The 12,316-nt window shown below is 32.1% G+C and carries 13 protein-coding genes and 1 riboswitch; of the genes, 10 read left to right on the top strand and 3 right to left on the bottom strand.

The genetic code is table 11. From position 1 onward, the window contains the following. Window positions 1–96 precede the first annotated feature (96 nt). A complete protein-coding gene (locus THESIDRAFT1_RS02460) occupies window positions 97–330 on the bottom strand; it encodes a type II toxin-antitoxin system MqsA family antitoxin (protein WP_004403501.1) in 234 nt (77 codons plus the stop codon). A gap of 444 nt (window positions 331–774) precedes the next feature. Further along, a complete protein-coding gene (locus THESIDRAFT1_RS02455; RefSeq protein ID WP_006569430.1) occupies window positions 775–1,674 on the bottom strand; it encodes an acetamidase/formamidase family protein in 900 nt (299 codons plus the stop codon). Between the two features lie 217 nt (window positions 1,675–1,891). Here THESIDRAFT1_RS02455 and THESIDRAFT1_RS02450 point away from each other — a divergent pair, with 217 nt between their 5' ends. The 3 genes from THESIDRAFT1_RS02450 to THESIDRAFT1_RS02440 all read left to right on the top strand — a co-directional run bounded on the left by THESIDRAFT1_RS02450 (window position 1,892) and on the right by THESIDRAFT1_RS02440 (window position 5,402). Further along, entirely contained in the window at window positions 1,892–3,220 is a 1,329-nt protein-coding gene (locus tag THESIDRAFT1_RS02450; RefSeq protein ID WP_006569429.1) for an ATP-binding protein, read from the top strand. 121 nt (window positions 3,221–3,341) lie between these two features. Beyond that, the gene (fsa, locus tag THESIDRAFT1_RS02445) at window positions 3,342–3,992 is read left to right on the top strand and encodes a fructose-6-phosphate aldolase (protein WP_003869360.1); all 651 of its coding nucleotides are present in this window, start codon (window positions 3,342–3,344) and stop codon (window positions 3,990–3,992) included. 96 nt (window positions 3,993–4,088) lie between these two features. Beyond that, window positions 4,089–5,402 (top strand): ABC transporter substrate-binding protein, encoded by a 1,314-nt coding sequence (locus tag THESIDRAFT1_RS02440; protein WP_006569428.1) that lies wholly within the window; start codon window positions 4,089–4,091, stop codon window positions 5,400–5,402. A gap of 16 nt (window positions 5,403–5,418) precedes the next feature. On the opposite strand, the gene THESIDRAFT1_RS02435 is transcribed toward THESIDRAFT1_RS02440, so the two are convergent. After that, window positions 5,419–7,080, bottom strand: coding sequence for a peptidoglycan D,D-transpeptidase FtsI family protein (locus THESIDRAFT1_RS02435; RefSeq protein WP_006569427.1), 1,662 nt, complete (start codon window positions 7,078–7,080; stop codon window positions 5,419–5,421). Between the two features lie 215 nt (window positions 7,081–7,295). Next, a riboswitch (Fluoride riboswitch) is annotated at window positions 7,296–7,355 on the top strand. 52 nt (window positions 7,356–7,407) lie between these two features. Between THESIDRAFT1_RS02435 and THESIDRAFT1_RS02430 the strand changes: the two genes are divergently transcribed. The 7 genes from THESIDRAFT1_RS02430 to THESIDRAFT1_RS02405 all read left to right on the top strand — a co-directional run bounded on the left by THESIDRAFT1_RS02430 (window position 7,408) and on the right by THESIDRAFT1_RS02405 (window position 12,316). Then, the gene (locus THESIDRAFT1_RS02430) at window positions 7,408–8,064 is read left to right on the top strand and encodes a DUF6062 family protein (RefSeq protein ID WP_006569426.1); all 657 of its coding nucleotides are present in this window, start codon (window positions 7,408–7,410) and stop codon (window positions 8,062–8,064) included. Further along, window positions 8,057–8,386 carry a hypothetical protein gene (locus tag THESIDRAFT1_RS02425; protein ID WP_003870821.1) on the top strand — a complete coding sequence of 110 codons (330 nt, stop codon included), beginning with the start codon at window positions 8,057–8,059 and terminating at the stop codon, window positions 8,384–8,386. The genes THESIDRAFT1_RS02430 and THESIDRAFT1_RS02425 overlap by 8 nt, the downstream gene beginning before the upstream one ends. Then, entirely contained in the window at window positions 8,383–8,808 is a 426-nt protein-coding gene (locus THESIDRAFT1_RS02420; protein WP_006569425.1) for a HEAT repeat domain-containing protein, read from the top strand. The genes THESIDRAFT1_RS02425 and THESIDRAFT1_RS02420 overlap by 4 nt, the downstream gene beginning before the upstream one ends. 75 nt (window positions 8,809–8,883) lie before the next feature. After that, entirely contained in the window at window positions 8,884–9,984 is a 1,101-nt protein-coding gene (locus THESIDRAFT1_RS02415; protein ID WP_244262724.1) for an MFS transporter, read from the top strand. A gap of 16 nt (window positions 9,985–10,000) precedes the next feature. Continuing rightward, window positions 10,001–10,531 carry a hypothetical protein gene (locus tag THESIDRAFT1_RS13760; RefSeq protein WP_244262723.1) on the top strand — a complete coding sequence of 177 codons (531 nt, stop codon included), beginning with the start codon at window positions 10,001–10,003 and terminating at the stop codon, window positions 10,529–10,531. 52 nt (window positions 10,532–10,583) lie between these two features. Then, complete coding sequence (locus THESIDRAFT1_RS13755; RefSeq protein WP_244262722.1) at window positions 10,584–10,856, top strand: hypothetical protein; 273 nt, start codon at window positions 10,584–10,586, stop codon at window positions 10,854–10,856. A gap of 140 nt (window positions 10,857–10,996) precedes the next feature. Beyond that, on the top strand, window positions 10,997–12,316 hold the full coding sequence (locus THESIDRAFT1_RS02405) for an ABC transporter substrate-binding protein (RefSeq protein WP_003870825.1): 1,320 nt from the start codon (window positions 10,997–10,999) through the stop codon (window positions 12,314–12,316).

Here is a 12,316-nt window from a genome sequence, read left to right as displayed (position 1 = left end):
CCCAATTACGTATTATGTATTTAGTTACAATTTTAAGACTGCTAGTACCCCCACTTTTTGTTGTATATAAAAAGTGGGGGTTGTGCTCATTTATATTTATCCTTCCTTATATTCAAATACAGGAACTTCAATAATTTTTTCTGGTACTGCTTCATAAAAATATTCATCAAGCTTTAGCATAGTTTCTGCATCAAAATATTTTTCTCCACATTCTTTACACACCCATGCTGGAACATTTTCTACAACAATAAGTTTTCCATTAATCCATTTTTCGAGTGTAACTTTTGTTTTTATTAGTTCTTCACAACCACACTTAAAACATTTATTCATAATACTTGCCTCCTCTCGTTCTCTCGTCTATCCATATCCAGAAGTATCAAAAAAGATTTTTGAATGGGTATAAGAAAAGCGAATGCAAAATACCCCACTTTTGTATTAATTATAAAGTGGGGTTACAACTTAAACGTTAAAGAAATATTTTACACATTAAGTTCTTCTGGCTTACGTTTTAATATAAATTTTAATATGATGTAGTAAATTATTCCTATCAAAATCCATGCAGCTCCAAGGATTTTGGCATGTACATTAAGGCTTATCCATACATAGAAAATAACTAAAAAACCTAAAATTGGAGATATTAAGTGTTTCCATATATTGCTAGAATGATTCTTTATCATAAAATATGTTATAACAGTGATGTGAAGAACTAAAAACGAAGTTAAAGCTCCATTCTATAATGATGTATCATTCTTGTTTTCCATAGATTTTCCTCCCTTAGAACACTATGTTATAGCTATCCAATACCCAGTTTGGCAAACTAAAGCGTGCAGTTTTAAGTGGATCTACTACTTGTGAAATCTGTACATTTCCTGCTATGCTAAAAAGTGTAGCTATCTCCTCTATTGATAATTTGGTAAAACTTTGAAATAGATTTGCCATATCGTGAACTGCTATTTTTACTGCTTTATCCAAAGATTCATCTGATGCTATTGTTGCTGTTACCTCTGGTGTTTTTACGAGTGGATTTACAAGTTTTAAATTTTTTACAACTCTAACTTCTACTGTAACTGAGCCAGCTACTTCTACGCCTGATACACCTACTTCTCCATCTCCCATTACAGCGTGTAAGTCTCCCAAAGCTAACAACGCACCTTCTACAAATACGGGTAAATAAAGTTTTGAACCTTCACCAATAAGTGAAGTGTCCATATTTCCACCATGAGAACCAGGTGTTCCACAGTTTATATTGCCTTCTCTTGGTGAAACGCCAATTACTCCTATCATAGGTTTAATTGGAATAGAAATTTTTTCATCAAAAATAATTTTCCCATCTTTTATATTAACCACTCGGGAATACAGTCCATCCATTAAATCACCCAATACTCCTAGGTCTTTACCTGTTGCCACTACACCTTTATCAGCTATTTCAATATTTTTAATTGTGACTTCCAAAACATCTCCTTCTTTAGCTCCTTCAACATAAATAGGGCCTGTTGCAGGGTTTACTTTGTTCCAATCCATTTGTTCTAATTTATCCTCATTTGTTTGGATTTGATTTGAAAAGCAATCCAAAGTCTCAATTTCTATTTCGTCTCCATCTTTTACAAAAAGTGCAGTTTTATAGTCTTTTGAAAAACTAAATATGTGGTTTTCTTTAGATAATTTGTGTATCATATTCTCAATCCCCTTTTTTTAAATAAATCGTAAGAACATTATACTATCTGTGAAAACTCTTGCTCAAGTTATAACTTTTTATTTATTAAAAGCTTTTAGTATAATTACAAAAAATTTACATTTAAATACTAAGATAGATTTATTTTTTTGTGATATAATTTTAGTAAAATAAAAAGATAAAGTATTTTTTAAAGCTATCATGTAGGAGATGATGCTGTTGGATAATAAAGAAAAAGTGAAGAATATTCTAAATAAGCTGAATGAAATAGTAATTTACAGGAATGTTATTAATAACAGTTTGATAAGAAAAGCAATTAAAATTTTTCAAGAGCTATTAAAAGAAAAACCCTCTATTGAGCTTATTTATGCTGAATATAGCAGTTTTTACAAAGATATTACTGAATATGCTTTTAAAAAGAGAATTTATAAAAACATTTGGCCTACTTTTTTAGCAGAAGAAATTGCTTACGATGAAAACCCCTTTAGCCGTATTTCAGAAAAATATGGTTTTGATGCCGTAAGCGATTTAATGATTGAGGCTGTCGAAAAAGAAATAGGGATTTTAAAGGAATTTTGCTCTATAAACATAGCGGGAAGTGTAAATAATTTATTAAATACCGAATTGCCTGACTTTGAAAGGTATGTTGATGGGAGCTTTTTCAAGTCAAAGATTAGTTTCACGGAAAATGTCAACACTAGTCATACATTAGAGGATTTATGGGAACTGAAAAAAGATAAATTTGCTGAATATCTATCTGATTATTACCATTCAAACGGCTGTGGCATTTTTGGAAAGTATAAAGCTTTTCGATGGGTTACAGAAAATGGGTCAGGACAATTAAAAGGAATAGAAAATGTTGACCCTATAACCTTTGAGGATTTGATAGGATATGAAGAAGAACACAAAATAGTTATAGAAAATACGAAAGCTCTCTTAAAAGGTTTTCCTGCAAATAATGTGCTTTTATACGGCGATAAAGGTACTGGAAAGTCTTCTACTGTTAAGGCTTTGCTCAATGAATTTTACAAAGAAGGCTTGAGGCTTATTGAAATTAACAAAAATGATGTAAAAGATTTGTCATACATAATTGATATAATTAAAGACAGGGGAATGAAATTTATATTGTTTTTTGATGATTTATCTTTTGATGAAAGTGAAGTGGAATATAAAGAACTTAAGTCAGTATTAGAAGGTGGAGTAGAGATTTTACCTTCAAATGTAGTAATTTATGCGACGTCAAATAGGAGGCATATTGTCACAGAGAATATAGAAGACAATGAACTTCATAATACAGATGCAAGAGAAGAGAAACTTTCTTTAAGTGATAGATTTGGAATAACTGTTACGTTTGTTTCACCCAGCCAAGAAGAGTATTTAAAAATTGTTAAAGGATTAGCTCAAAAGCACAATATAGAAATAGAATGGAATCTATTAAAAGAAAAAGCATTACAATGGGCTATATGGCATAATGGAAGGTCTCCAAGAAGTGCAAAACAATTTATAGACCATTTAAGGTATGAAATATACAAGAAAAATACTGTTTGAGTTTTTGAAGGCTTGCTTTACAGATAAAATAAAATTGCATAACTATAAAGCATGGCTTTTAATTTTTTAAAGTTAGATATATAATAAAGGTAAATAAATTTGATAACGGAGGGATGAAGTGATGAAATTTTTTCTTGACACTGCAAATGTTGACGAAATAAGAGAAGCTAATGCATTAGGTGTAATATCAGGTGTTACTACAAACCCATCTCTTATTGCCAAAGAAGGAAGAGATTTTATTGAGGTAGTAAAAGAAATTACTCAAATTGTAGATGGTCCTATAAGTGCAGAAGTTATAAGCGATGACCATGAGGGTATGATTAAGGAAGCAAGAGAATTGGCAAAGATACATAAAAATATAGTAATAAAAATTCCTATGACGGCTGAAGGGTTGAAAGCAGTAAATGTTCTTTCCAAAGAAGGAATTAAAACAAATGTGACGCTAATATTTACAGCAAATCAAGCATTACTCGCAGCTCGTGCAGGTGCAACATATGTAAGTCCTTTTGTAGGAAGGCTTGATGATATAAATACAGATGGCTTGCAGATTATTGAGGATATTGTTACGATATTCAATAATTACGACATAGATACAGAGATAATAACTGCAAGTGTAAGACATCCTATACATGTTTTACAGGCGGCAAAACTAGGGGCACATATAGCGACAGTACCATATAAAGTGCTCATGCAGATGGTAAAACATCCGTTGACAGATGCGGGAATAGAAAGATTTAAAGAGGATTGGAGAAAAGCAGGGCTTAAAATATAAATTGATAAAAAAGCAGGGTAGAATTAGGAAATCTATCCTGCTTTTTAAGTTATTTAAGAGTAATTTTGAGAATATAGATAGTAAGAGGTGGTTAATGTGAGAAAGCCTTTTACTATTTTGTTATATTTGTTAGTGATATTTTTTCTTATATATTGGCCTTACTATATGAATCTTTATGAAAAAGAACAAATACAAGAAAAAAATCAGGTAGAAGAGGAGTTTAGAGGAATAATTACATTTTGGGATTTCCCTCATCCTTCAATTAAAGACCCAGGAGGATTTGAATTTATAAAAAAGAAAATAGAATTATTTCAGTACAAATACCCGGGTGTGGTAATAGATTTTGAACCTCTTTCATATAAAGACGGATATGAAAAAATGATTAACTCTTCTAAAGATGGCTCTTTGCCAGATATTTTACCTGTTGGGGCAGATTTTTATTTTATTTCAAATGATTATTTAAGCCCTATTAATAAATATGTAGATGAAGAGTTTAAGAAACAATACAAGGAAGGCGTTATTGATGCTATAAGTTATAAAGGCAATATTTATGGAATGCCTTTAGGAATGTATACTAATGTTCTTTTTTTAAATGTTGATATGTTTGCCGAAAAAGAAATTCAATTGCCTGAAAATGGGGAATGGAATTACGAAGAATTTGTTGATAGTATGACAAAACTCACCTACACTGAAGGAAAAAAGGATAAAAAATATTTTTATGGATTAGGTCTTTCTCTCGCGCTTGATAGCTATAATTTATGGGGATTTTTACTTTTAGATGGTGCGAAGGCTTTTGACAAAGAAAAGTATTCTTTTTTTGGCCCTCAAGCAGTTTCAGGGGTGCAAAAAGTTTTGGATTTATTCAATAAATATAAGGTGGTAAATCCTGTTTCACTTGAGGGGGACAGAGAAAAATTATGGCAAGACTTTATTACTACTAAAAACACTGCTGTATTAATAGAAGAAAGCTATAAAATAGCACAGCTTAAAAATTTACAATCAAAAGGAAAGCTGTTTGAGTTTGATGTAGCTATGTACCCTGAAGGTGAAAGTGGCATACCACTGACATTATCACCTAAAATATATGCCTATGGCATAAAGAAGGAAAAAGATGAAAAAAAGCTTGAGATGGAGTATAAATTTATAAGGTTTATTACAGAAGACCAACAAAAGGTGATTGAATTAGGTTATGTACCAGTTAAAAAACACAAAATTATTGAAGACGATAAAATGAAAAGAATTGAATTAGCTATTAATTATACAAATATCATCCCACAATTTGGCGGATGGAGAAAAATAAACAACACAGTGATGGCAAAAATAAAAGAAGGAATAAAAAATAGCAAAAATGCCTTTGATATAACAGAGGAAATAAAAAATAGTGTAAGTCAGTTGGTGCAGTACAAATAACGGGTATTATTATTTTTTACTTTTTTACTGTGTCATAATACCTAAGAGTATCTCTTAATATTTCCTGGGCTATTGGTGCGGCTACTTCTCCTCCCATATGACCATTTTGCGTTGGATTTTTAACAAGAACTAATACGGCAATTTTTGGGTTTTCAACTGGTGCAAATCCAGCAAATGATGCTACGTATTTTCCTGGAGCATAATTTTCCGTTGTACCTGTTTTTCCACCTACTGTATATCCAGGTACTTGTGCCGCTTGGCCGGTACCCTCTGTTACTGTTTTTTCAAGTATATACTTCATTGTATCGGAAGTTTTTTTAGAGATAACTTGTCTAACTATTTGAGGCTTATATTCTTTAATTATTTTATCGCCGTTTTCGATGTATTTTACAATATGTGGGACCATAAGGTTTCCACCATTTATCACGGCAGAAAAAGCCGTAATCATTTGGAGTGGAGTTACAGCGATTCCTTGTCCAAAGGACATAGTAGCGAGGTCGACAGGATATATCTTTGACTTTGGCAAAATCATTCCACTGGCTTCTCCAGGAAGCTCAATTCCTGTTGGAGTGCCGAAACCAAAAGCTTGTATGTATTTATAAAAGGCATCGACACCTAATCGTTCTACTACCTGCATAAAAACTGTGTCACTAGATTTTTCTATAGCTTCTTCGAAGTTTATCTTACCTAATTTTGTCCAGCTATTAATTCTATGCCCCGATACAATATAATAACCGGGGTCATCAAATTGCTCATCAGGTGTTACTACCGCTGATTCTAAAGCAGCAGAAGCAGTAATTACTTTAAAGACGGAACCAGGCTCATAAATGCTAGAGACTGCCGGGTTTGACCAATAGTCTTGTGAGGATATTTTTTGAGGATTATTAGGATCAAAATCAGGTATATTTGCCATTGCTAGAATTTCACCTGTTTTGGGATTCATGACTATTGCTGTTATACCATCTTGCGGTTTATACTTTTCATAGCCATTTTTTATGGCTTTTTCTGTATAACTTTGTATTACAGAATCAATTGTAAGGACAATATTATTACCATTTGTAGGTTTGTAAAGCTTGCTTGGGACTCCTACTTTTCTACCTTCTGCATCAACAAGAGAGATTTCACGACCAGGTACACCACTTAAGTATTTATCTAAAGAATATTCAAGGCCATACAAACCGTTGCCATCAATTCCTGCAAAACCTAATACTTGTGATAGCATTTTGCCGTTGGGATAGTTTCTCATAAAAGTATCTTCTACATATATGCCTGGTATGTTAAGACTTTTTATTTTGTTTATATTTTCTAGAGGAATGGACCTGCCAAGTACAGCCCATTCTGAGTTTTTATTTGAAAGAATTTTATAAAGTGAGTCTTTGTCCATATTTAAGTATTTATAGAGTTCTTCTGAAGCTTTTTCTGGATTTTTTATAAATTTAGGAGCCGCAAATACATCTCCTGCTGGAACATTACAGGCAAGGATATTCCCGTTTACATCATAAATATTGCCCCGTTGAGGCTTTAATATGATATCAGCAGTACTTTGCCTTTCGACTGCCATGGCAAGTTTTTCAGAGTTTATACCCTGTATCCATATAAGCCTTACGATAAGGGCGAAAATCATAATAGTAAAAAAGATAAATATAATAAAGGTTCGTTTTTTTACATATGATGTCAATTTTATTCTAACCCCTTTTTATAAAGATTTTGTTTATCCAATATAATTATACCATAGATATTTTGTGGGATAATTAGATAAAAAGATAAAAATAATTAAGATTTATTAAATGTTAAGCAAAAATCATAAATCCAAACCGAAAAACAGTCTTTAATATGTAGCCTTTTCACTTGTATTTTTGTTTAAAAAATGTATAATATTATTATAGAGAAAAGTTAAATAACGGTGATGAAGCTCACCTTATTGCCGTGAAGGCTAATGGCTTCTACGCGCTTTCGTAGAAGCCATTTTTGTTTATTTGACAAAAAAGAGAGGATGAGAATCTGCATGAAGTTAGAATTTATTCCATTGTATGAGGTTTTTGAAAAATATAAGGGAGGTTGTCCAATATGCAAGGTTATAAAAGACGAAGAAAAAGCCTATTGTGAGCATTTGTTTGAAGATGAGGTTTTAAAAGACCCTGAAATGTATGTCAAAATAAGAGAGACAAATTTTTGCCATTATCATTTGGAATTATTGAATAACTCATATGATAAATTAGGTTTGGCAATTGCATTAAAAGCAAATATCAGTTATAAATTGCAGCAGATTACAGACAAACGTAAGTCTTTAAAGAAAAAAAGAGGGAAAGAAACAAAAAACAAATGCCTTATTTGTGATTATTTAAGTGAAAGAGATAAATACCAGATGCATATATTGATAGATATTTTACATGCTGATAAAGATTTTGTTGAAAGGCACATTGAAGGCTTGTCTAGATTATGTTTCCACCACTTAAATATGCTTATGGAAAGTGCAAAGGATGTTACACCACAAATTGAGAAAATATTTAAAATAAATGAAGCTGCAATTGAAAAAAATATTAATGACCTCGAATGGTTTATAACAAAATTTGATTATAGATTTCATGATGAACCATGGTATGACTCTAAGGATTCGATTGAAAGAGCATTGAAACTATTGCGAGGTGGCTATTATGATTAGGATTTCTTTTGAAATTACTGATGAAAGCTTTGAAGAAATCAAAGAGTTAGTTGCTGATTTTGAAAAAGATGGTTTTACAGAAGAAGACGCATATAGAGCTATTTTTGAAATGGGGATTAAAGCATATCAAATAGAACGGGATAATCCTAATGAAGATGATTTAAGAAGACAGCTTATTTCTATGGCGTCTAAATACTCTGCAATGAAATTTAAAAATTTTCAGTTGATGCGTGACAACCAAACACTTGAAATAAGATTAAAAGGTTATGAGTCTGAAAATAGATATCTTAAAAAAACTTTAGGTATAAGGGTTGATGAATGATGAGATATATATGTCCTGTGTGTTTTAAAATAGCTGAAATTGGAGAAGAAAAGTGCTCAAATTGCGGATATGATTTTAAAAATATATCAGATGATGATTACAGTGAAAAACTTATAAAAGCCATAAATCATCCGGATTATAATGTCGCTTATATGGCAGCAAAAATAATTGGAGAACTTAAAATAAAGAAAGCAGAAAAAGTATTGATAGAACATTTACGCAATAATGGGGATAAAAAGGACCCATATATTGAACAGATTATTGTTTGGGCTCTTGGAGAGATTGGCGGAGAAGAGTCTCACAGGTTTCTTTTAGAAAACAAAGATAAATTCTCAATTTTAACAAAAAATATCATTGAAAATTCTTTGGAGAAAATTAAAACAAGAGTGGCAAATAAGGAAGGTGAGTCAATTGGAAAATAAAGAAATAAAAACAATGAGAATAATAACATTAAAGTCTTGGGTTGGGTTGCATTTTTTGGTGGATTAAGTCAGGATATGATTGTACCTATTTTGCCTACTTTTTATACGCAGATTCTAGGACTGAGTAAAGAAATGGTAGGTTTAATAGAGGGAAGTGTCACTACAGTTGTAAGCCTTATGAGAATAATATCCGGAATAATTTCAGATAAAATTGGAAAAAGGAAATCTATTGTGTTTATTGGATATCTATTCTCTGCCATTGGAAGAGTATTACTGCCATTGACGAATGGTGCTGCAATGGTTTTTGGGTTGAGACTGGTTGATGGTATTGGGAAAGGTACAAAAGATGCGCCGAGAGATGCACTTGTTGCAAAATCTTCTAAAATGAAAAATATGGGCTTTTCGTTTGGATTTCAAAGAATGCTTGACACATTAGGTTCTTTCCTTGGGCCATTGATTACTGCTGGTTTGATGCTCTTGTTTGCCAAATATACAGATTCTATAAAGTACAGATTAATATTTTTGATTGCTGGCCTTGTAGCTTTTATCACAATAATCCTCATAGGTTTATTTGTAGTGGAGCAAAAGGGCGAAAGAGTAAGTTCATCTTTCAAATTAGATTTGTCTGCTTTTAAGGGAAAATTTCTGCTGTTTTTCATTGTAATGCTGATATTTACGCTTGGCAACAGTAGTGATGCATTTTTGATTTTAAGAGCACGCAGTGTTGGTGTAAAAGATTCAACGATACCGATAATTATAGCTATGTTTAATCTGTTTTATGCTTTATTATCAGTACCAAGTGGAGTATTGTCTGACAAAATAGGAAGAGTTAATGTAATAAGGTTAGGTTGGATTATTTATGCAGTTACATATCTCGGTTTTGCATTAGCAAAATTGCCGTGGCATATTTGGGTTTTGTACGCGATATATGGGGTTTACTATTCAACAACGGAAGGTGTTGCAAAGTCTCTTGTTGCACATATAGTCGATGATAGTAATAGAGGAACTGCATTTGGGCTGTATAATGCATCGATGGGACTACTCGCACTTCCCGCAAGTTTTATTGCTGGATATTTGTGGGATAAAGTATCTCCTGCTGCACCCTTTTACTTTGGAGCATTATGTTCCATAATGGCAGTTGTTTTAATAACACTGTTTAAAATTGAAAAAAGTTAAAAGGGGGGTGAGAGAAATGCCGTCTGATATAGATTCCTGGGCAAGAAATGTGAAAGACTACAGTGAAATTCCAGAAATATTTAAATTTTACTATGATGAGAACTTTAAAGATTCAACCCAGTTTTTAAATGCTATATATGCTCCTGCTGATAGCTGGGGTAGAAGAAAGACAAACGATAAACTCATGTTCTTGTATGAAAATAATGTGGTTTTTCTCGAAAAAATGAAAAATAGTATTAATGCTGTTTCGTATCCTATTGAAAATATTAATTACATTGAAAATGGGTCTATATTGTTATATTCATGGCTAAAAATAAATGGGAACATAGAAGGTGAAACGAGGTCATTTGTGCTTGAGTACAACACTGTTGTCGAAAATATATTTAAGCCTATAATTGAAAAATTACGTATATTATTATGTGACATAGAAACGTCTGATAAGGAAAAAGAAATAGATGACTTTGATTGTTTGAGGGATATAAATTACAAATGCAAAAAAAGCTGTATTAAATGGCGAAAAAGTAATAGATTTTTTATATCAAGCTGATATAAAAGTTCCTTACTTTAAATTCTTCAAAAAATTAAAATCAACTTCTCATATGATTATATTTACAAATAAAGAATTAATAATATTACAAGAAGAAAATGCAAAGTCTATAAAAGATGTAAAATATGGTGGTATATGGATTTACATTCCTGTACATAAGATTTTAAATGCGTACATTGATGAGGAAGAAACTGGGTTTTTAAATTTATCTATTAATGTATCTGGCTCTAATGTTTTTAAGTCACGATTTGAATTTTCACAAAAGGAAAAGGTAGAACGATTAGTTGAACAAATTAACAAAATAGCAAGATACAATCTATTATAATATTAATAAGTTTCAAAAATGTCAACCGTATTATAAACGGTTGACATTTTATCAAAAAATTTATGTCAAACGGTTGACATATAAAAATTAATCAAGTATAATAAGAGTAAATCTAAAAAATTTAAAGAAAGGGGATTGTCATGAAGAGAAAAATTTTATCCATTATGTTGACGTTTGCATTGGTTTTTTCGCTCATGGCAGGCTGTGGTACAAAAAGCAGCGATAATGGAGAAAGTAATAGTACTGCCACGGCAACAAAGACTGTAAAAATTACTTTGCTAAATTCTAAGGGGGAAATTCAGGCTCAATTAGAAGATGCAGCTAAAGCTTTTACAAAAGAAAATCCGAATATTACTGTAGAAGTCATTCCTGCAGCAGCCGGTCAGTCACCTTTTGAAAAGGTTACCTCCATGTATGCATCTGGTAATGCACCGACAATGGCAATGTTAGATCCAGGTGATATAGCAAAATTCAAAGATAAATTCTTAGATTTAAGCAGTGAAAAGTGGGTTTCAGATGCAATAGATGGTGCTTTAAATGCAGCTACAGTGGATGGAAAGGTTATAGCGTTTCCGTTTGCTGTTGAAGGATATGGACTTATTTACAACAAGGCTGTACTGGACAAGGCTTATGGTGGAAACTTTGATCCGAGTTCTATAAAGACGAGAGATGCTTTAGAAGAAGCATTTAAAAAAGTAGAAGCAACAGGTGCTAAAGCACTAGAAATTTCTCCAATGGATTGGTCTTTAGGCGCACATTTCCTTTCAATAGCGTATGCGGATCAATCTAAAGATCCTGCTCAAGTAGCTCAATTTTTATCAGACTTAAAAGCGGGAAAAGTTGATTTAGCAAATAATAAAGTGTTTAATGGCTTAATGGATACTTTTGACATGATGAAAAAGTACAACATAGATAAAAATGATCCATTATCTCCGACTTATGATAGAGGACCAGAGCTTATTGGTAAAGGTGAAGTTGGATTTTGGTTTATGGGAAATTGGGCATGGCCACAGATAAAAGAATTTGATACTGCAAATGGACAATACGGCTTTATACCTGTACCAATCAGCAATAACCCAGATGACTATGGTAATTCAGGTATACCTGTAGGTGTAACAAAATTTATCGGCATAGATAAAACACAAAATAGTGCTGAGCAGCAAGATGCAGCTAAGAAATTTTTAGATTGGTTGGTATACAGCTCTACAGGTCAAGACATGCTTGTGAACAAACTTAACATTATACCTGCATTTAAAAATATAACTTTACAACCGCAAGATCCCCTTGCTAAATCTATTTTGCAGTATGTTAAGAGTGGTAATACTTTAGAGTTTATGACTACATTGCCACCTGACCACTGGTCAAAGTTAGGAGCTTCAATGCAAAAGTATTTGGCAGGGAAAATTGACAGAAAAGGATTGATTGATGAAATAGAAAATTATTGGAAAAATGTTCAATAA

Source organism: Thermoanaerobacter siderophilus SR4, assembly GCF_000262445.1.
Taxonomy (GTDB): domain Bacteria; phylum Bacillota; class Thermoanaerobacteria; order Thermoanaerobacterales; family Thermoanaerobacteraceae; genus Thermoanaerobacter; species Thermoanaerobacter ethanolicus.
This window is presented reverse-complemented; position numbering and strand designations above follow the sequence as displayed.

What these genes read in the sequence shown, in the direction of transcription:
- THESIDRAFT1_RS13760 (WP_244262723.1), top strand. Translation starts at nt 10,001, where the DNA reads ATGCCGTCTGATATAGATTCCTGGGCAAGAAATGTGAAAGACTACAGT.
- THESIDRAFT1_RS02460 (WP_004403501.1), bottom strand. Translation starts at nt 330, where the DNA reads ATGAATAAATGTTTTAAGTGTGGTTGTGAAGAACTAATAAAAACAAAA.
- fsa (WP_003869360.1), top strand. Translation starts at nt 3,342, where the DNA reads ATGAAATTTTTTCTTGACACTGCAAATGTTGACGAAATAAGAGAAGCT.
- THESIDRAFT1_RS02405 (WP_003870825.1), top strand. Translation starts at nt 10,997, where the DNA reads ATGAAGAGAAAAATTTTATCCATTATGTTGACGTTTGCATTGGTTTTT.
- THESIDRAFT1_RS02420 (WP_006569425.1), top strand. Translation starts at nt 8,383, where the DNA reads ATGATGAGATATATATGTCCTGTGTGTTTTAAAATAGCTGAAATTGGA.
- THESIDRAFT1_RS02425 (WP_003870821.1), top strand. Translation starts at nt 8,057, where the DNA reads ATGATTAGGATTTCTTTTGAAATTACTGATGAAAGCTTTGAAGAAATC.
- THESIDRAFT1_RS02455 (WP_006569430.1), bottom strand. Translation starts at nt 1,674, where the DNA reads ATGATACACAAATTATCTAAAGAAAACCACATATTTAGTTTTTCAAAA.
- THESIDRAFT1_RS02415 (WP_244262724.1), top strand. Translation starts at nt 8,884, where the DNA reads ATGATTGTACCTATTTTGCCTACTTTTTATACGCAGATTCTAGGACTG.
- THESIDRAFT1_RS13755 (WP_244262722.1), top strand. Translation starts at nt 10,584, where the DNA reads ATGATTATATTTACAAATAAAGAATTAATAATATTACAAGAAGAAAAT.
- THESIDRAFT1_RS02430 (WP_006569426.1), top strand. Translation starts at nt 7,408, where the DNA reads ATGAAGTTAGAATTTATTCCATTGTATGAGGTTTTTGAAAAATATAAG.